A 20792-nucleotide genomic window follows, 5' to 3' on the forward strand; every position below is an offset into this window, starting at 1 on the left:
TATAAAATTCACGAGATTTTTATTTACGTAACAGACTATTTCCTATTACACATTGTAAACAACGTTTCTTTGTACAATAGTTATTTTTTAACTCTAACAAAGCTTGAGATTCAAAAGCATCTTTTGTCTCAATTTTTAATTCAGAAAACTTATTAATAATTGAGTTTTTTTCTGGTTTCAACTGTTTTATTAACTGTAACAAACCCTCTTGATCAACCTCTCCTCTAGCCTGTTCATAAACAAACTTTAAAGGAATAATCGTATTAATAATCTGTAAGTCAATAAATGATTTTGTGAGTTTTTTAGCTGATTTTTTTGATGTAGCCTCAAATGTATAGTGAGCCTTCCAAAAATCATTCACTTCCACAGTTAATAAATCATAGAAATCCTCTACTCTATTTATAGCTATTAATCTTGAAAACAAATTTTGATACTCATTATATAAAGCTACCAATTGAGCTATTCTAATCGTAGGAAAATTATTCGGTCGCATTCTAAAAAACTGAAACCTTTGCTTAGTCATTCCTCTTAACTTATACTTATGTTGCATATAAGCATATTCATTTTGTAAGTTACGATAATAACTATTTTCTATTTCATCAGCTAAAAATCCAGCTTGTCCAAACAATAAAGCTGACAATTCTTCTTCATTAAATCGAACTTTACGTAACACTGAAAAATCAAACGATTGTGCTAGTTCTAGGAAAGCCGCTCCATTAACTTTCAATCCGAAATTCTTAGCTAATAACTGAAACAACACCGCTTCATAATCATTATTTGATTTTTGTAGCAGCTCTTTTATTACCTCCGATTTGTTCTCTAATCGTTCAAAGTACAAACGTTCTAACCAGTTATTCAATATAAAAGAACTAGTTTCAGCTATTTGCTTTTCACATGGAATCCATCGCTGCTCTTTTAAAAACAGTTTTTTATAGTTTGCCAATATTTCTTTTTGAACAAAGCTTTGTAATTCTACCGTTGGTAATGGACGGTTATTTTTCATAAATATATCTGTATCGTGCTCCCATACAATATGCAAAATAACGGCATCGTAATTTGCATCTTTTTCGTGATGATGCGTATACCAGTCTGATGACTTTATATGAATTTCAATATTTCCAACCCATAACTGGCTATCAATCTTCAATTTTGCATTCAAAAAATCAGGTCCTGAATTAGTATTGTGACTCCCTGAATCTACCACTTCAACAATTCTTCCTTTTACTGATATTAAATTTGCTTTGTTAAATAATTTGTATTTCCACAAAAAGTGTAAAAATTCTTCTTTCATACGCTTTCTTTTTCACCTTCAATGTACAAAATATTTTTATGATACTATCAATATTAATTATTCGAAGTATTTTTAGGCTACTTTTTATTCCTCTACTTTTGTCAAAGTAAATTACCGTAGGTAAACCTAAAAGGTGACTACGTAAAAACACGTTTTAATTTCAAGACAAGTCTTGAAGTATTTTAACTCTCGATTATCGAATAAAAACCAAACCATATGAATAGTATTGAAAATTTACAATGGCGTTATGCTGTTAAAAAATTTGACGAACATAAATTTCTTTCCGAAGAACAAATTAACATTTTAAAAGAAGCTTTTAATTTAACTGCTACTTCTTACGGATTACAGCCTGTTAAAATGGTTGTAGTAAAAAACAAAGATTTGCAACAACAATTAGTTGCACATTCTTGGAATCAGCACCAAGTTGCACAGGCTTCTCACTTATTGGTATTATGTACCCCAAAAGAACTTACTACTAAAGATGTTGAGAGCTATTTTAAATTAGTAAAAGACATTAGAAACACCCCCGATGAGATTTTAAACCCTTTCAAAGAATTTTTAACAAACGATATTGAGAATAAATCACCAGAAGTATTATTTCATTGGATGAAAAATCAAGCTTATATCGCTCTAGGAAACCTAATGACTGTTGCCGCTAATGAAAAAATTGATAGCTGTCCTATGGAAGGTTTTGTTCCTGAAAAATACAATGAAATTTTAGACTTGGATAAATATAATTTACAATCGGTTCTGGTATTACCAGTTGGTTTTAGGGCAGAAGACGATTATATGAAAGACTTAAAAAAAGTTCGTAGAAAAACAGAAGAAGTGGTTATAGAACTATAGTTTTTTAATTGTTAGTTACGAATTATGATTTTGTATAAGCTAAAAACTAAATTAGTACATTCGTAATTTATAATTCGTAATTAACAGTATGCAGCCACTACATATATTACTCCTTATTTTAGCCTATTTTGTTGTATTAATTCTTATCTCATACATTACAGGTAAATCGGCAAACAACCAAACATTTTTTAAAGCAAACAACTCTTCTCCATGGTATTTAGTAGCCTTTGGTATGATTGGAGCTTCACTATCTGGAGTTACTTTTATTTCGGTTCCTGGTTGGGTTGAGGGTGACAAAATGAGTTATATGCAAATGGTACTAGGATATGTAGTAGGTTATGCCGTCATTGGATTGGTATTACTACCTCTTTATTATCGATTAAATTTAACCTCAATCTACACCTATTTAGAAGGACGTTTTGGTAGGTATTCGTATAAAACAGGCGCCTCTTTTTTCTTACTTTCAAGAACTGTTGGTGCTGCCTTTCGTTTGTTTTTAGTGGCAAATGTATTACAGTTAATTTTATTTGATGCTTATGGAATCCCATTTTGGGTAACCGTAACTATTACCATTTTACTTATTTGGTTATATACTTTTAAAGGAGGAATTAAAACTATTGTATGGACCGACACTTTACAAACGTTGTTTATGCTAATTGCTGTTGGGGTTTGTATTGTAATGATAAAAGATGAAATGCAAATAGACAATTTGTTTTCGTACGTAACGGACAACAACCTTTCAAAAACCTTCTTTTTTGACGATGTAAAAGCAGGAAATTACTTTTGGAAGCAGTTCTTTTCAGGTGCTTTTATTTCAATTGTAATGACAGGTTTAGATCAAGACATGATGCAAAAAAACTTGACCTGCCGCAACTTAAAAGATGCTCAAAAAAATATGTTTTGGTTTACCATCGTATTGGTAATTGTTAACTTTTTCTTTTTAGCTTTAGGTGTTTTATTAACAGATTATGCTACAGCAAATGAGCTAAACGCTCACAAAGATAGCTTATTCCCTACCATAGCAATGAGTGGCGATTTAGGTATAGCCACTTCTCTATTCTTTCTATTGGGATTAATTGCCGCAGCATACTCAAGTGCTGATAGTGCTTTAACTTCGTTAACTACCTCTTTTAGTATTGATATTCTTGAAATTGATAAGAAAGAAAACGAAGAAGAAAAAGAAAGAACACGAAAGAAAATTCATGTGCTATTTTCATTTATTTTAGTGGCTACCATCTTAATTTTTAAATATTTTATTGCTGATGAGAGTGTCATTGCTAAAATATTTCAATTTGCTGGCTACACATACGGTCCTTTACTAGGCTTATATGCTTTTGGCTTATTTACCAAACTAAATATAAAAGACAAGTTTGTTCCTATCATTTGTTTGATTGCTCCGGCTTTAACCTATGTTATTAGTTTTTACAGCAAGAAAAAATTTGGGTTTGATTTTGGATTCTTTGTATTGATATTAAACGGATTCTTAACTTTCTTGGGATTATTAGCCATTAAAACATCAAAAAATGCCTAAAAAAGGAAAAGCAAAAAACACGGTAAACAAAGCGAAGCATACTCGCTTAATGAAACAAAAAGAAAACAAACTTCGTTTGGAAAAACAACGTACTAAAGAACGCTTAAAAGCCATTATAAAAAAAGTTAACGAACAAAAAGAAAATGACAGCACAACAGATAGCTAAAAAATTTAATCTAACAGAACATCCCTAAGGTGGTTTTTATAATGAAACAGAAATGAAGGCATAATTAAAAATAATACAAACCGATAGCGAAACATTAATCACTATCGGTTTATAATTTTTACATAAACGCTATTTGTAACCCCATCAATACGAATATAGCACCTGAAATTTTATTCAATCTCACACCCATTTTTTCATTTTCTTTAATTTTAGTTGAAAATGTACCTGCAAATGATGTTAAAACCAAGTACCAAACAGTAGTCATCATTGCATAAATAACACCTAAAATCATAAAAGGAACTGGATTTTCTATTTCTGTTGGACTTATAAACCGCGGAAAGAATGCTATAAAGAATAATGCAACTTTCGGGTTTAATATATTTGTAACAAACCCTGATGTAAAATTACTTTTTGCTGAATCTTTCTTTTGTCCTTCATTCGTTTCTGTTATCAATCCTTTTTTAGACATCACTTTTGTTACTCCTAAATAAATTAAATAAGCTGCTCCTAAATATTTAATTAATGCAAAGAATATTACTGATTTTGCTACCATAATTGACAACCCTAACGCACCTAGTAACGTATGCACTAAAGCCCCTGTATTTAAACCAAAACTAGTGTATACCCCAGACCTTCGTCCTTGACTAATTGACTTGTTAATTAAAAAAACTGTTTCTATTCCTGGTGTTAACACAAAAAGAACAGTTGCTACTAAAAACGCAATAAAATTCTCAATTCCCATTTCGTTACTCTTTTAAAAATGATTACAAAGTTTTTTTATGCAAAGCAACAGCAGTTCTCTTTATTAAAAAATACTTATTTTTGACTGATTAATGCAAAAAACGCATTAAAATGACTATTCAACAGATACGGTATTTTTTAATTCTAGCAGAAGAATTACATTTTTGGAAAACAGCAGAGAAAGTTTACACCTCTCAATCGTCATTAAGTAGGCAAATTCAATCTTTAGAAGAAGAGTTAGGCGTTACTTTATTTGAGCGAGATAAAAGAAACGTAAAACTTACTGAAGCTGGTGTATTCCTTAAGAAAAAATGGGATGTTCTATTGGACGAGTTCGATCGTACACATCAACATGCTAAAAAAATTGATGAAGGTTCTTCTGGACTTGTTAGTATTGCGTATTCTGGTTCTATCTCTTACAACTATTTACCTGAGTTACTCAAAATATTTTCAGAAGAGAAACCAGATTTAAAAGTAGAACTTATGGAACCTACTGATATTACACTTGAAAAATTACTTTCTAGTTATCAAATAGATTTTGCTTTTAGCAGAAATGAAGTTCTAAATGCTTCTATTTTATCAGAAAGGTTGTATGCTGAACCCGTTTGCCTTGTGGTTCCAAAAGATCATTGGGTAACAGAAGGTTCTTTTGTTGATTTAAGAGACGTAAAAGACGAAAAATTCATCCTTTCTGGTTTACATCACACTACTTATTTTTCTTCATTACTACGCAATATTTTTAACACTTATGGTTTTGAACCTCAAACCCATATTGAATCTGATTTTGGAAGTATGATATTAAACTTAATTGGTAGAGGTTTAGGAATATCTATTTTACCTTACTCCTATCAGTTTTCTTTAAATACAAACATACGGTTTATTACACTACCCGAAAGCACAGAATTATATATTAATTGGCGAAAGAACGACCATAGAAAAGTCATTAAAAGTGTTATTGAATATTCTATAAAATTAGGTAAAAACTACAACCGAAAGTTTGTATAAAATAAAACCTAAACACTTTTCAATGTTCAGGTTTTTGTTTATTTGTACGTACAAGTAACTATTTATCAATCGAACCTAAAACACGTTTCATAAAATTATTTAACGCTTCTTTCTTAGGTGTTCCGTCTTTAATCATTTTATCAACCTCAATTGCTCCGTACATATTAGAGATTAACTCTCCTATAACGTCTAGCTCTTCATCTTTTAACGATGGAACCTCTGTTAAAGCTTCAAGCGTCTCAATAGTTTCTAGTACATAATCTTGGTCATTTTCTTCAATAAATGAAGTTAAGTGTTTAATTACTGGTAATTTCATAACTAAGCTACTTCATTTACTAAATCCTTCAATACATCAAACTTATTGGTTTGAGTTTGATTTACTAATTTTCCATCAATATAAGTAGCAAAAGTAGGCAAGTTACTCACATCAGCAAGCTTTCTACTCTCTGGAAATTTTTCGGCATCAGCTATTACAAAAACCATATCTTCATTCTCAGAAGATAACTTTTTAAATTTAGGTTTCATAATACGGCAGTTACCACACCATGAAGCTGAAAACTGAACTATAACTTTTTTATTGTCTGCAACAACTTCTGATAAATTGTCTTGACTTAATTCTTGTACCATTTCTTTAATTATTATCCATTTCGAAAGGAGCTCGTGCTCGACCCCTTCACTTATCTCACACGAACTTGTTTCCTTTCTTTAATTATGTCTAATTAGTTTGCTGCTAAATATTCTGCTGTTGCCTTTGCGTTAGCTTGCATTGCTTCTTTACCTTCTTCCCAGTTTGCAGGACAAACCTCACCTTTTTCTTGTACGTGAGTATAAGCATCTACTAAACGTAAATATTCATTTACATTACGACCAACTGGCATGTGGTTGATCCCTTCATGGAATACAGTTCCTTCTTCATCTATTAAATATGTAGCTCTATACGTTACATTATCTCCTTCAACCTGTACAGTTCCTGTAGCTTCATCATAAACCTCGTTAGAGATGTCTAAGATACCTAAAATAGATGATAAATTACGATTACTATCAGCTAATAATGGGTAAGTAACACCTTCAATACCTCCATTATCCTTAGATTGGTTTAACCAAGCAAAGTGTACTTCAGGAGTATCACAAGAAGCTCCAATTACAATAGTGTTTCTTTTTTCAAATTCTGGTAATGCAGCTTGAAAAGCATGTAACTCAGTTGGACAAACGAAAGTAAAGTCTTTCGGATACCAAAATAACAACACTTTTTTCTTGTTTTTAACTGCTTCTTCTAATACATTTAACTTAAACGTATCACCCATTTCATTCATTGCATCTACGTTTAAACTTGGAAATTTTTTTCCTACTACTGTAGCCATTTTATAATTTTTTATTGATTAATATTTTTTTACAGGCACAAATGTATTTTGTTTCTTCTCATTTAAAGTGTGAATCTAAAAATATTTTTTTATTTCACTATAACTATAACCAATAGTTAACATATTTTTAAATCATTAAAAAAAATATACCTTTATATTTCAACATATTATAAAGTCTAAAAACTACAACTATAATTATTTGTTATTTTAAAATAAAAAATATAGATAAAAATTATCTATTGTTTTATAGTAGCTTTGTCCAATTCTAACCTATTAAATTATAATATCATGAAAAATACAAACTCACATTCTTCAAAAGGCAAATGCCCTTTTTCACAAGGCGCCAACACAGAAATACATGATAACATCATGGAGTGGTGGCCGAAATCATTAAACTTAGACATACTACATCAACACGATACCAAAACCAATCCTTTAGACAGTAATTTTAATTATGCTGAAGAATTTAAAAAATTAGATTTAGAAGCAGTTAAAAATGACCTTAAAGACTTAATGATCGATAGTCAAGATTGGTGGCCTGCCGATTGGGGACATTATGGTGGCTTAATGATTCGTATGGCGTGGCATGCTGCTGGTACCTATAGAGTTGCTGATGGTAGAGGTGGTAGTAACACTGGTAATCAACGCTTCGCTCCATTAAATAGTTGGCCTGATAATGGTAATTTAGATAAAGCAAGACGGTTATTATGGCCAATCAAGAAAAAATACGGAAACAAACTATCTTGGGCTGACCTTATTATTTTAGCTGGTAATATGGCTTATGAATCAATGGGCTTCAAAACTTTTGGTTTTGCTGGTGGACGCAAAGATATTTGGCATCCTGAAAAAGATATTTACTGGGGGTCTGAAAAAGAATGGTTAGCGCCAACAGGGAGTAAAGGCTCTCGATATTCTGGTGATAGAGACTTAGAAAATCCATTAGCTGCGGTAATGATGGGGTTAATTTATGTAAACCCTGAAGGTGTAGACGGAAAACCTGACCCGTTAAGAACTGCACAAGATGTTAGAGAGACTTTTAAACGAATGGCAATGGATGATGAAGAAACCGTTGCTTTAACTGCAGGTGGACATACCGTAGGAAAGGCTCACGGTAATGGTGATGCTGATGCTTTAGGTCAAAGCCCTGAAGGGGCAGAAATTCACAACCAAGGTTTTGGTTGGATGAATCCTAAAGGAAGTGGAAATGCTGAACATACTGTAACTAGTGGTTTAGAAGGTGCATGGACAACAACACCTGATAGATGGAACAACACATACTTCCATTTATTATTAAATCATGAATGGGAATCAAAAAAGAGCCCTGCAGGAGCGTGGCAATGGGAGCCTATTAATATGGACGAAACCGACAAACCTGTAGATGCTCACAATCCGAACATCAAAAGAAATCCAATCATGACTGATGCGGATATGGCTATGAAAATGGATCCTGAATACAGAAAAATATCTGAAAAATTCTACAAAGATCCAGAATACTTTGCAGATACTTTCGCTCGTGCTTGGTTTAAACTAACACATCGTGATTTAGGACCTAATACTCGTTATTTAGGTGCTGATGCTCCAGCAGAAACACTTATCTGGCAAGATCCTGTTCCTACTGTTAACTATACTTTAAACAATACTGAAGTTGAAGAACTAAAAGAAAAACTATTAAATAGTGGACTTTCTCGCACTGAACTTATAAATACCGCTTGGGATAGTGCTAGAACTTATAGAGGGTCCGACTTTAGAGGTGGTGCTAATGGAGCACGCATTCGTTTAGCTCCTCAAAAAGACTGGGAAGGAAATGAACCTACAAGACTAAAAAAAGTATTAGATAAGCTCACTGAGATTCAATCAGGGTTAAGTAAAAAAGTTAGTATTGCTGATTTGATTGTTTTAGGAGGTAGTGCCGCTGTTGAAAAAGCCGCTAAAGATGGTGGTATTGACATTAAAGTTCCTTTTACCCCTGGAAGAGGTGATGCAACCGCTGAAATGACAGATACTGAATCTTTTGATGTTTTAGAGCCTCTACATGACGGATATAGAAACTGGCAAAAGAAAGATTATATTGTAAAACCAGAAGAATTATTACTAGATAGAACGCAACTTATGGACCTAACTGCTCCCGAAATGACTGTTTTAGTTGGAGGAATGCGCGTACTAGGAACCAACCACGGAGGCTCAAAACATGGAGTATTTACAGACAACGAAGGCGTGTTAAGTAACGATTTCTTTGTAAACCTCACAGATATGAAATACTCATGGAAGCCTGCTGGGGAAAACTTATACAATATTGTTGATCGTAAAACTGGAAGTACTAAATGGACAGCTACAAGAGCTGATTTAATATTTGGTTCAAATTCAATTTTACGTTCGTATGCTGAAGTATATGCACAAGATGATAACAAAGAGAAATTTGTAAAAGATTTTGTAGCTGCTTGGACTAAAGTAATGAATGCTGACAGGTATGATTTAGCTTAATTTAAAACTAGATTACAAAAAAAAGAAGAGCTAAATGCTCTTCTTTTTTTTGTCTTTTATTTTAAGTAGTAGTTTACTTACTCGCAAATAGTTTTACGTCATTTTCTGACACTTTCTTCTCTCCTAAAATAAGCAACCGTTCTACAACATTTCTTAATTCACGGATATTTCCAGTCCAATCGTATTCTTGCAATCGCTTAATCGCTTTATCTTCAAATTGTTTCTGAGGCATTCCTTGTTCTTCTGATATTTTTTTTGCGAAAAAATCTACTAGTAAAGGAATATCTTCTCTTCTATCATTTAGCGCAGGGACTTTAATTAAAATCACTGCTAAACGATGGTATAAATCTTCTCGAAAGCGTCCTTCCTCTATTTCCGTCTTTAAATCTTTATTTGTTGCAGCAACAACACGTACGTTTACTTTTATATCTTTATCAGAACCTACACGCTGGATACGATTTTCTTGTAGTGCTCGTAAAACTTTTGCCTGTGCCGATAAACTCATGTCTCCAATTTCATCTAAGAAAATGGTTCCTCCATTAGCTGCTTCAAATTTCCCTGCTCTATCTTTATTTGCTCCTGTAAAACTTCCTTTTACATGTCCAAACAGTTCACTTTCTATTAACTCAGAAGGTATCGCTGCACAATTCACTTCAATCATTGAAGCTTTAGAACGGTCAGATTTTTCGTGCAACCAATGTGCTACTAATTCTTTTCCTGTTCCGTTAGGTCCTGTAATTAAAACTCTAGCATCGGTAGTTGATACTTTTTCTATAATCTCTTTTATATGAGTAATAGCATCACTTTCTCCAATCATTTCATAGTTCTTACTCACCTTCTTTTTTAAACGCTTATTTTCTACTACCAACTCCTTTTTATCTAAAGCATTTCTTACGGTGTTCAATAAACGGTTTAAATCTGGTGGTTTTGAAATATAATCAAAAGCTCCCAAACGCATTGTGTTTACTGCGGTGTCTAGATCTCCATGACCAGAAATCATCACCATTAGTATTTCTGGTTTTAATTTTCTGGCTTTTTCCAACACCTCAACACCATCCATTTTAGGCATCTTAATATCACATAACACTAAATCATAATCTGTTTTCTTTATCTTTTCAATTCCTTGCAAACCATCTTCTGCTTCTTCAACCTCATAGGAATCGTTTTCTTCCGTTATAATTTTTTTTAATACCCTGCGAATTGCAGCCTCATCTTCTATTATTAATATTTTACTCATATTTTTTTAGACTTTTAGATGTAAGACCAAAAGAAAAAAGACTAGTTTAATGAATTCTTAAATCCCAAAACCATTTTTTGAAGCTCTTCTATTTCGTCTTCTAAACCTATTAACGTTACTTTATTGATATATTCTTTATAATAAGAAAGAACTATTTGTGTTTGCAATTCAAAAAGCGAGCCAAGTGCAATTTCTAAAAATCTTTTAAACTCTTTATTTGAACTTCTACTTGACCCTTCTGCAATATTCGACGGGATAGAAATTACTGATCCATTTATCTGAAATGCTAAAGAACATACTTCTTCTTTTGGAAACTCTTTTGTTATCTTAAAAACCTTATCACAATGCTTCATTCAATAAACCCAAATTTTAAGTTTTTTAAAATTATGTTTTTCCACCGTCTAATTTTTTTTTCTTTTCGTCTTTACTCTTTAATAATATGTATATCTCTTTGAGGGAATGGAATACTAATATTATGCTCTCTAAACAGTTCGTCTATTTTAAACCGTATATCGCTTTTTGGTATAGCTGCCTGAAAACTATCGTTTAGTGTAAAAACTAATTTAAAGTTTAACGAACTATCTCCAAAGTTTTCAAAAAGCACCAACGGAGCAGGGTGTTGATACACCTTTGGATGCTCACTGGCCGCTTGCATTAATAGTTTTTTTACCAAAGCTACATCACTACCATATGCCACTCCTACTGTTACATTTTCTCTAGTTGTAGTACCGTTTTGCGTCCAGTTGTATAAACTATTTGATAAATATTTATGATTGGGTATCACTAATACCTTATTATCAATAGTTACAGCTCTAGTTGTTCTTAATTTTATTTCCTCTACTCTACCAACTTTATCATCTAGTTCAATAATATCACCTACATGAACACTTTTATCAAGAATGATAAAAACTCCAGAAATTATATCTTGAAAAAAGGTTTGCAACGCCAAACCAATACCAATTAACAAGGCTGAAGACGCTACTAAAATAGCACTTAAATTAACTCCTGCTGAACTTAAGACTATTGAAAAAACAACTACATAAGCTAACCAACTAGTAAAAGAGAAAATTGTATCAAATTTATTCTTATCATCTTGTTCTAGTTTACTTTTTGCTAAACTTTTTAGGTATTTCAATAAAAGTTTAATAAGAATCAAACCAATTATTAAAAACAGAATCGTTTTTATGGTAAAATCTATTTCTTTTCCTCCTACAGGAATTCTAAGGTTTAGAAAATCGGTTACTTCTTTAATTATTTCTTTCATCTACTAGTTCTTATTGTTTTTATTGATCAAATCCAATTCACTATTAAACTCTTTAAAATAAAATTTATTAAGCCAATTTCATAAAGATTTAATTATCCATTATAACGAATCCACTTCCATAAATCTTTGTATGTTGGCTTTTTACCATACATCAAAATACCTACACGATAAATTTTTGCGGCAATCCACACAATTACCATAAAAGTAAGAATTAATAGCAACATAGAGATCGCTATTTCCCACCAAGCAACTCCAAACGGAATTCTCATTAACATCACGATAGGTGAAGTAAATGGTATATATGAAAATATAACTGATACTGGCCCGTGAGGATCATTAATAACTGTTGCAAACCCAACATACACGGCTAAGATTAATGGTAACATAATAGGCATCATAAACTGCTGTGTATCGGTTTCGTTATCTACTGCTGCTCCTACTGCTGCAAACAATGAACTATACAACATATAACCCCCTAAAAAATAGAAGATAAATAAAAAGAACATTTTAATTAAAGGCAATCTAAATATTTCCTGTATAATCATTTCACCTTTATTGGTTGCTGTTTGTTGAATAGCTTCCATTTGTTCTGGCGATACTTTTGCTGACTGCATCTCCATCATATCAATTCCAAAGAATGAAGAAGCTACTAGGCTAAACACTAAAAACAAAATTCCCCAAATAAAGAATTGTAATAATCCTGCTGAAGCATTTCCAATAATCTTTCCTAACATTAGTTGAAAAGGCTTTACTGAAGAAACGATTACCTCAATAATTCTACTCGTTTTTTCTTCAATTACACTTCTCATTACTGATGTACCATAAATCATAACAAACATCATCAATAAATATCCTGCAATAGCCCCTACACCAATCTTTAATCCGTTGATTAATTTAGATGATTTTTCTCCCGAAAAATTAAACATTTTTATTTCTGATGAAATTTTAGACTCTTCAATATGTGCAATATCAATTCCGAAGTTTGTCAATTTTTTATGACGTAACTCCTTATCAATTTTATCTTCTAAACGTTCCATGATAGACATACTGGGTGAGTCTTTAGAGAAAAACTCAATCGATTTTGCCAACATTTCTAAACTATCTTGTTTCGGAATGTATAAAGCTCCGTAGTAATCTCCTTCTTCTACCTTCTTTTTAGAATCTTCAATTCCTAAGGCTGTAAAATCTTCATACTTTACCGTTTTTGAATCTTTAAACACATCTTTTGAAAATAACCCAGACTCATCAACATATACTATCTTCTTAACCTTTTCATCGTTCTTCTTCATTAAGAAAAATACTAAAGCCCCCATACCAATCATTAACAATGGACTTAAGAAAGTCATAACGATAAACGACTTATTTCTAACCTTAGCAATAAACTCGCGTTCTATAATTAATCGTAATCTTTTCATTGGTTAACTGTTTTTATGAATTGCTTGAATAAAAATATCATTAGCACTTGGTATCAACTCTACAAAATGCTGCACCTCTCCTTGAGTAGCTAAATACGATAATAAATCGTTCGCTGAATTTCCGTTAGTAAGTTTTACATTTAACTTTAACCCATCATTTAACAATCTAAAATCTGCCGGTAATACTTCAAAGTTTTGTTTTAGCTTCTGCTCCACTTCTCTTGAGTTAGAAGTTACTAACCCTATTTGAAAAGTATTTGTTCTAAACTCTTTTTTAATATCGTCTAGTTTACCATCTAAAATTTTATTCGACTTATTAATCAACGCTATATAATCACACATTTCCTCCACACTCTCCATTCTATGTGTAGAAAAGATAATCGTAGCTCCTTCATCTCGTAACTGTAAAATTTCTTTTGCTATTAGTTGTGCATTAATAGGGTCGAATCCTGAAAACGGCTCATCAAAAATTAACAATTTAGGTTGGTGAAGTACTGTTACAATAAACTGAACTTTCTGAGCCATTCCTTTTGAAAGCTCTTCAATTTTTTTATTCCACCATGCTCCAATATCAAATTTATCAAACCAATATTTTAAGCGTTTCTTTGCTTCCGATTTACTTAACCCTTTTAATTGAGCAAGATATAATGCCTGCTCTCCTACCTTCATACTTTTATACAAACCACGTTCTTCAGGTAAATACCCTATATATTCTATATGATTAGGAGCTAGCTTCTCTCCATCTAAAATAATTTCACCTGCATCTGGCATTGTTATTTGATTGATGATTCTAATAAGCGAGGTTTTTCCTGCTCCATTAGGACCTAACAAACCAAAAACACTTCCTTTAGGTATGTGCATCGACACATTATTTAATGCAGTATAATCGCCGTAACGCTTTACTACATTATTAACTTCTAATAAATTGCTCATAGATTTTATAGTTGATTAATTACCGTTTATTTAAAAACAGTAGTGACAAACTTACATATTTTTATACTCAATTAGTATACGCTTCTCTCTAAACGTTACAAGATTATTTTTTTGTTAATTTTATTATGCATGCATAACTTTTTTTGCAAAATACTATGCATGCATAATAAAATTTTATATATTTGGCATTCATGGACAAGGATAAATCAATAGATCACCAATTAAGAGCCACGTGGCAAGCAGTTGCGAAAATGTACAACGAGCAGGCTGCAAAGCACGATAGCACTATGGCTACGGCTTTTGCTTTATTGAATATAGATTCTGAAAACGGTACTCCTTCAACTGCATTGGGTCCGTTAATGGGAATGGAACCTACAAGTCTTTCTCGTTTGTTAAAAACAATGGAAGATAAGGGAGTTATATGTCGCGAGAAAAATCCTAATGATGGTAGAAGCGTTATTTTAAAACTTACCGAATACGGTAAAGAAATGCGTGAAGTTTCTAAAGGACACGTATACCAATTCAATAATAAAGTAAGAGAACATATTACTGAAGAAGAGCTAGACACCTTCTTTAAAGTAACCACAACAATAAACAAACTAATTACAGATAAGTTAATATACGAAGAAGATATTGACAATAAAGCTGTATAAAACAAACCAACAAACAAATGGCAAGAAGAATTAAAAAAGTAGCAATTATCGGTTCTGGTATCATGGGATCAGGTATTGCATGTCATTTTGCTAACATTGGCGTTGAAGTGTTGCTTTTGGACATCGTTCCGAGAGAGCTTAACGACAAAGAAAAAGCAAAAGGACTAACCTTAGAAGACAAAGTAGTTCGTAACCGTTTGGTAAATGATGCTTTGACTGCTTCATTAAAGTCAAAACCATCACCTATCTACAATAAAAAATTTGCAGATAGAATTACTACAGGTAACCTTGAAGACGATTTACATAAAATAAAAGATGTAGATTGGATTATGGAGGTTGTTGTTGAACGCTTAGACATTAAACAAAGTGTTTTTGAACAAGTTGAAAAACACCGTACACCTGGTACTATAATTTCTACCAATACTTCTGGAATTCCTATTAAATTTATGAACGAAGGACGTAGTGAAGATTTCCGTAAACACTTTGCGGTAACACACTTTTTTAACCCTCCTCGTTATTTAAAATTATTTGAAGTTGTTCCAGGACCTGACTGTAAGCAAGAAGTTACTGACTTCTTAATGGATTATGGTTCTAAATTCTTAGGAAAAACTTCAGTATTAGCAAAAGATACACCAGCGTTTATTGGTAACCGTATAGGTATCTTCGGAATCCAATCGTTATTCCACCAAGTAAAAGAATTAGGCTTAACTATTGAAGAAGTTGATAAGTTAACAGGACCAGTTATTGGACGACCAAAATCAGCTACTTTCCGTACTGTTGATGTTGTTGGATTAGATACTTTAGTACATGTTGCTAACGGAATCTATGAAAACTGTCCTAACGACGAAGCTCACGACTTATTCAAGTTACCAGATTTCATCGACACCATGATGGAAAATAAATGGTTAGGGAACAAAACCAAACAAGGTTTTTACAAGAAAACTAAAAATGCTGAAGGAAAACGTGAAATTTTAGCGTTAGACTTAGATACGATGGAGTACCGTCCGTCTAAAAAAGCAAAATTCGCTACCTTAGAATTAACAAAAACAATCGATAAGCCAATTGACCGATTTAAAGTTTTAGTTGGCGGAAAAGATAAAGCGGGAGAATTCTACCGTAAAAACTTCGCAGCAATGTTTGCGTACGTTCAAAATAGAATTCCAGAAATTTCTGATGAATTATACAGAATTGACGATGCCATGAAAGCAGGTTTCGGATGGGAAAATGGTCCTTTCGAAATTTGGGATGCTGTAGGAGTTGAAAAAGGTATCGAATTAATGAAAGCTGAAGGAAAAGAACCTGCTGCTTGGGTTACAGAAATGGTAGCTAAAGGAGAAAAGTCTTTCTATACAGTTAAAGACGGTGCAACATATTACTACGATGTACCAGCAAAAGCACAAGTTAAAAAACCAGGACAAGATTCATTTATCATCTTAGATAACATTCGTAAAACTACCGAGGTATTCAAAAACTCTGGTGTTGTTATTGAAGATTTAGGAGACGGAATCTTAAACTGTGAATTCCAATCTAAAATGAACACTATTGGTGGTGATGTTTTAGCTGGATTAAATAAAGCAGTTGATTTAGCTGAAAAAGACTTCCAAGGGTTAGTAATTGGTAACCAAGCTGCAAACTTCTCAGTAGGTGCCAACATCGGAATGATTTTTATGATGGCTGTTGAGCAAGAGTACGATGAGTTAAACATGGCTATCAAATATTTCCAAGATACCATGATACGTATGCGTTACTCTTCAATTCCTACTATTGCTGCTCCTCACGGAATGGCGTTAGGTGGTGGTTGTGAATTATCATTACACGCAGATAAAGTAGTTGCTGCTGCTGAAACCTACATCGGATTAGTAGAGTTTGGAGTTGGAGTAATTCCTGGTGGTGGTGGATCTAAAGAAATGGCTGTAAGAGCTCAAGACTTATTCCACACTGGTGATGTTCAATTAAACGTGTTACAAGAGCACTTCTTAACTATTGGTATGGCAAAAGTGGCGACTTCAGCTTATGAAGCGTACGACTTAAACTTACTACAAAAAGGAAAAGACGTTGTGGTTGTAAACAAAGACCGTCAAATAGCAGAAGCTAAAAAACACGCTATATTATTAGCAGAGGCAGGGTATACACAACCTGTAAAACGTAAAGATGTTTTAGTATTAGGTAAGCAAGCCTTAGGTATGTTCTTAGTAGGAACAGACTCTATGGAAGCTTCTAAATATATTTCTGAACACGATCAGAAAATTGCAAACAAACTAGCCTATGTAATGGCTGGAGGAGATTTATCAGAACCAACAAAAGTTACTGAGCAGTATTTATTAGACCTTGAACGTGAAGCTTTCTTAAGTTTAACTACAGAACGTAAAACGTTAGAGCGTATTCAGCACATGTTAAAAACTGGTAAACCTTTACGTAATTAAAATTACTATGCTATTAGCCTCTAGCTGTTAGCAAATAGCTAAAAGCCAATAGCCAAAAGCAAGAAAATATGAAAACAGCATATATAGTAAAAGGATATAGAACCGCCGTAGGGAAATCTAAAAAAGGTGTGTTCAGATTTAAAAGAGCTGACGAATTAGCTGCTGAAACCATCAAGTATATGATGGAAAAGTTGCCAGAATTCGACGTAAAGCGTATCGACGATGTTATTGTTGGTAACGCGATGCCTGAAGGTTCTCAAGGATTAAACATGGCAAGAATTATTTCGTTAATCGGATTAGATTCTGTAGATGTTCCTGGAGTTACCGTAAACCGTTTCTGTTCATCAGGATTAGAAACTATTGGTATGGCAGTAGCAAAAATTCAGTCTGGAATGGCAGAGTGTATTATTGCTGGTGGAGCAGAAAGTATGAGTTCTGTACCAATGACAGGTTTTAAACCAGAATTAAACTACGATATCGTAAACGCAGGTCACGAAGATTACTATTGGGGAATGGGTAATACTGCAGAAGCAGTAGCGCAACAATACAATGTATCTCGTGCAGATCAAGATCAATTTGCTTACGAATCGCACATGAAAGCTTTAAAAGCGTTAGATAGCGATCGTTTTCAAGATCAAATAGCACCAATCGATGTAGAAGAAACCTACATTGATGCAAACGGAAAACGTGCCACAAGAAATTATACAGTTACTAAAGACGAAGGTCCACGTCGTGGAACTAGCGTAGAAGCCTTAGCAAGATTACGTCCAGTATTCGCTGCTGATGGTTCTGTTACCGCTGGTAACTCATCACAAACAAGTGACGGAGCTGCTTTCGTAATGGTAATGAGTGAAGATATGGTAAAGGAATTAGGTATTCAACCAGAAGCTCGTTTAGTAAGTTATGCAGCAGCAGGAGTACCCCCTCGTATTATGGGAATTGGTCCTATAGCAGCAATACCAAAAGCATTAAAACAAGCAGGTTTACAACAAAATGATATTGAATTAATTGAGCTAAACGAAGCGTTTGCTTCACAATCGTTAGCTGTTATTCGCGAATTAGGATTAAATCCGGATATCGTTAACGTAAACGGTGGAGCAATTGCTTTAGGTCACCCATTAGGATGTACTGGTGGTAAATTATCTGTTCAGTTATTTGATGAAATGCGTAAGCGCAACATGAATAACAAATACGGAATGGTAACCATGTGTGTAGGTACCGGTCAAGGTGCTGCAGGTATTTTTGAATTCTTAAATTAGAATTAAGATATAAGTATTGAGTATTGAGAATTTTCTCATCTCTTTTAAAAAATAAGTAACAAAATTATAAAAGTAGTTAGTATCTCAATACTCACTACTAAATACTAAAATCTAAGATTATGTCAGAATTAAATAAAGATATTTTACGCGGAGGGCAGTTCCTAGTAAAAGAAACAAAATGCGAAGATATATTTACTCCTGAAGATTTTTCAGAAGAGCAAACAATGATGCGTGATGCGGTTAAAGAATTTAACGACCGTGAAATTATTCCTCATAAAGCTCGTTTCGAGGCAAAAGATTATGCACTTACCCAAGAAACTATGCGTAAAGCTGGTGAATTAGGGTTTTTAGGTGTGGCTGTTCCTGAAGCGTATGGCGGATTAGGAATGGGATTCGTTTCTACCATGTTAACATGTGATTACATTTCAAGTGGAACAGGATCTTTTAGTACTGCTTTTGGTGCACATACAGGTATTGGTACGATGCCAATTACTTTATATGGTACCGAAGAGCAAAAGCAAAAATATGTTCCTGCGTTAGCAATGGGAGAGCGTTTTGGAGCTTACTGTTTAACTGAACCAGGAGCAGGATCGGATGCGAATTCTGGTAAAACTACTGCTGAGTTAACTGAAGACGGAAAGCACTACAAAATTAACGGACAAAAAATGTGGATTTCGAATGCAGGTTTTGCTGAAATCTTTATCGTTTTTGCTCGTATCGAAGACGATAAAAACATTACTGGTTTTATCTTAGAATATGATAAAAACAATCCTAACGGAGTAACTTTAGGAGAAGAAGAACACAAATTAGGTATTCGTGCATCATCTACACGTCAGGTATTTTTCAACGATACATTAATTCCTGTTGAAAACATGTTATCTGTTCGTGGTGGTGGATTCAAAATTGCAATGAACGCCTTAAACGTTGGTCGTATTAAATTAGCTGGTGCTTGTTTAGATTCTCAAAGAAGAATTATTAGCCATGCTGTAAACTATGCTAACGAGCGTAAACAATTTAAAACTCCAATTGCTGAATTTGGAGCTATTAAAATGAAGTTAGCTGAAATGGCTACTAGTGCTTATGTTGGTGAATCTGCATCATACAGAGCTGCTAAAAATATTGAAGATAGAATTGCTATCCGTGAAGCTGAAGGAAGCTCTCACCAAGATGCAGAATTAAAAGGTGTTGAAGAGTATGCTATTGAATGTTCAATCTTAAAAGTAGCAGTTTCAGAAGACGTACAAAACTGTGCTGATGAAGGAATTCAAATTTACGGAGGTATGGGATTCTCTGAAGAAACTCCAATGGAGTCTGCTTGGAGAGATGCTCGTATTGCTCGTATTTACGAAGGAACTAACGAAATTAACCGTTTATTATCGGTAGGAATGTTAGTTAAAAAAGCCATGAAAGGTCATGTAGATTTATTAAATCCTGCAATGGCAGTTCAAAACGAATTAATGGGAATTCCTTCTTTTGATACTCCAGATTATTCTGAATTATTCTCAGAAGAAAAAGAGATGATCGCTAAATTGAAGAAAGTATTCTTAATGGTAGCAGGTGCTGCTTTACAAAAATTTGGCCCTGAATTAGAACAACACCAACAGTTATTAACCGCTGCTTCAAATATTTTAATTGAAGTATACATGGCAGAGTCTGGAATTTTAAGAACTGAAAAGAACGTGAAGCGTTTTGGTGAAGATGCTCAAAAAGAACAGATTGCTATGGCGAAGTTATACTTATACAACGCTGTAGAAACTATTACTAAAAGTGCAAGAGAAGGAATTATTTCTTTCGCTGAAGGTGATGAGCAACGTATGATGTTAATGGGACTTAAGCGTTTTACAAAATACGCAAACTACCCTAACGTAGTTGAGTTACGTAACACAATCGCAGAAAAATTAAAAGCAGAAAATAAATACTGCTTCTAAACATATTAAAACTACCTAATGTTGCTAACAAGCATAGGTGGTTTTTAAAAATTTTCTTCAACTTTTATAGGTTTTAGAATTTAGTTGTTTGTTTAAAAGATCGTCAAATTAATTTTTGGCGGTCTTTTTTTTGTCTTTAAAAATTATTATTTAACCTATACGCTACGGTATCAATACGCTTAAAAAGAAAGAGTCTTAAGTTTTTCTTAAAACGTTTTTTCATACCTTTAATGGTATATTTATTGAATCAGTCCCTAT

The 20792-nt window shown here is 33.2% G+C and carries 19 protein-coding genes; 9 read left to right on the top strand and 10 right to left on the bottom strand.

The features are described from left to right. Window positions 1-19 precede the first annotated feature (19 nt). The gene (locus tag Q4517_RS09810; protein ID WP_303508640.1) at window positions 20-1291 is read right to left on the bottom strand and encodes a DUF2851 family protein; all 1272 of its coding nucleotides are present in this window, start codon (window positions 1289-1291) and stop codon (window positions 20-22) included. A gap of 216 nt (window positions 1292-1507) precedes the next feature. Here Q4517_RS09810 and Q4517_RS09815 point away from each other — a divergent pair, with 216 nt between their 5' ends. From Q4517_RS09815 to Q4517_RS09825, 3 genes are all read left to right on the top strand, one after another. Further along, entirely contained in the window at window positions 1508-2137 is a 630-nt protein-coding gene (locus tag Q4517_RS09815) for an NAD(P)H-dependent oxidoreductase (protein WP_303508642.1), read from the top strand. 88 nt (window positions 2138-2225) lie between these two features. Further along, entirely contained in the window at window positions 2226-3668 is a 1443-nt protein-coding gene (locus Q4517_RS09820) for a sodium:solute symporter (protein ID WP_303508645.1), read from the top strand. Then, window positions 3661-3834 (top strand): hypothetical protein, encoded by a 174-nt coding sequence (locus tag Q4517_RS09825; RefSeq protein WP_164723466.1) that lies wholly within the window; start codon window positions 3661-3663, stop codon window positions 3832-3834. Before Q4517_RS09820 ends, Q4517_RS09825 begins: the two co-directional genes overlap by 8 nt. A gap of 118 nt (window positions 3835-3952) precedes the next feature. Here the strand turns inward: Q4517_RS09825 and Q4517_RS09830 are convergent, their stop codons facing one another. Further along, a complete protein-coding gene (locus tag Q4517_RS09830; RefSeq protein ID WP_303508649.1) occupies window positions 3953-4576 on the bottom strand; it encodes a LysE family translocator in 624 nt (207 codons plus the stop codon). Window positions 4577-4686: 110 nt separating this feature from the next. On the opposite strand from Q4517_RS09830, the gene Q4517_RS09835 reads away from it, so the two are divergent. Beyond that, window positions 4687-5580 (top strand): LysR family transcriptional regulator, encoded by an 894-nt coding sequence (locus Q4517_RS09835; protein WP_303508652.1) that lies wholly within the window; start codon window positions 4687-4689, stop codon window positions 5578-5580. Window positions 5581-5638: 58 nt separating this feature from the next. On the opposite strand, the gene Q4517_RS09840 is transcribed toward Q4517_RS09835, so the two are convergent. The 3 genes from Q4517_RS09840 to Q4517_RS09850 form a co-directional block, all read right to left on the bottom strand. Continuing rightward, the gene (locus tag Q4517_RS09840) at window positions 5639-5896 is read right to left on the bottom strand and encodes a DUF6952 family protein (RefSeq protein WP_303508657.1); all 258 of its coding nucleotides are present in this window, start codon (window positions 5894-5896) and stop codon (window positions 5639-5641) included. A gap of 2 nt (window positions 5897-5898) precedes the next feature. Then, complete coding sequence (locus Q4517_RS09845) at window positions 5899-6207, bottom strand: co-chaperone YbbN (RefSeq protein ID WP_303508659.1); 309 nt, start codon at window positions 6205-6207, stop codon at window positions 5899-5901. A 92-nt stretch (window positions 6208-6299) separates the two neighbouring features. After that, on the bottom strand, window positions 6300-6941 hold the full coding sequence (locus Q4517_RS09850; protein WP_303508662.1) for a peroxiredoxin: 642 nt from the start codon (window positions 6939-6941) through the stop codon (window positions 6300-6302). Window positions 6942-7229: 288 nt separating this feature from the next. On the opposite strand from Q4517_RS09850, the gene katG reads away from it, so the two are divergent. Further along, window positions 7230-9422, top strand: coding sequence for a catalase/peroxidase HPI (gene katG / locus Q4517_RS09855; RefSeq protein WP_303508664.1), 2193 nt, complete (start codon window positions 7230-7232; stop codon window positions 9420-9422). 73 nt (window positions 9423-9495) lie between these two features. Here the strand turns inward: katG and Q4517_RS09860 are convergent, their stop codons facing one another. The 5 genes from Q4517_RS09860 to Q4517_RS09880 form a co-directional block, all read right to left on the bottom strand. After that, on the bottom strand, window positions 9496-10659 hold the full coding sequence (locus Q4517_RS09860; RefSeq protein WP_303508666.1) for a sigma-54 dependent transcriptional regulator: 1164 nt from the start codon (window positions 10657-10659) through the stop codon (window positions 9496-9498). A gap of 41 nt (window positions 10660-10700) precedes the next feature. Continuing rightward, entirely contained in the window at window positions 10701-11012 is a 312-nt protein-coding gene (locus tag Q4517_RS09865) for a four helix bundle protein (RefSeq protein WP_303508668.1), read from the bottom strand. Window positions 11013-11083: 71 nt separating this feature from the next. Further along, entirely contained in the window at window positions 11084-11923 is an 840-nt protein-coding gene (locus tag Q4517_RS09870; protein WP_303508673.1) for a mechanosensitive ion channel family protein, read from the bottom strand. Window positions 11924-12015: 92 nt separating this feature from the next. Further along, entirely contained in the window at window positions 12016-13338 is a 1323-nt protein-coding gene (locus Q4517_RS09875) for an ABC transporter permease (protein WP_303508676.1), read from the bottom strand. A 3-nt stretch (window positions 13339-13341) separates the two neighbouring features. Further along, on the bottom strand, window positions 13342-14271 hold the full coding sequence (locus Q4517_RS09880; protein ID WP_303508679.1) for an ABC transporter ATP-binding protein: 930 nt from the start codon (window positions 14269-14271) through the stop codon (window positions 13342-13344). Window positions 14272-14462: 191 nt separating this feature from the next. On the opposite strand from Q4517_RS09880, the gene Q4517_RS09885 reads away from it, so the two are divergent. The 4 genes from Q4517_RS09885 (at window position 14463) to Q4517_RS09900 (ending at window position 20534) form a co-directional block, all read left to right on the top strand. Then, complete coding sequence (locus Q4517_RS09885; protein ID WP_303508681.1) at window positions 14463-14924, top strand: MarR family winged helix-turn-helix transcriptional regulator; 462 nt, start codon at window positions 14463-14465, stop codon at window positions 14922-14924. 17 nt (window positions 14925-14941) lie between these two features. Beyond that, a complete protein-coding gene (locus Q4517_RS09890; protein WP_303508682.1) occupies window positions 14942-17347 on the top strand; it encodes a 3-hydroxyacyl-CoA dehydrogenase/enoyl-CoA hydratase family protein in 2406 nt (801 codons plus the stop codon). 68 nt (window positions 17348-17415) lie between these two features. After that, a complete protein-coding gene (locus Q4517_RS09895) occupies window positions 17416-18606 on the top strand; it encodes an acetyl-CoA C-acyltransferase (protein ID WP_303508684.1) in 1191 nt (396 codons plus the stop codon). A 119-nt stretch (window positions 18607-18725) separates the two neighbouring features. Beyond that, entirely contained in the window at window positions 18726-20534 is a 1809-nt protein-coding gene (locus Q4517_RS09900) for an acyl-CoA dehydrogenase family protein (protein WP_303508686.1), read from the top strand. Window positions 20535-20792: the final 258 nt, after the last annotated feature.

Source organism: Tenacibaculum sp. 1_MG-2023 (assembly GCF_030547425.1).
GTDB lineage: Bacteria > Bacteroidota > Bacteroidia > Flavobacteriales > Flavobacteriaceae > Polaribacter.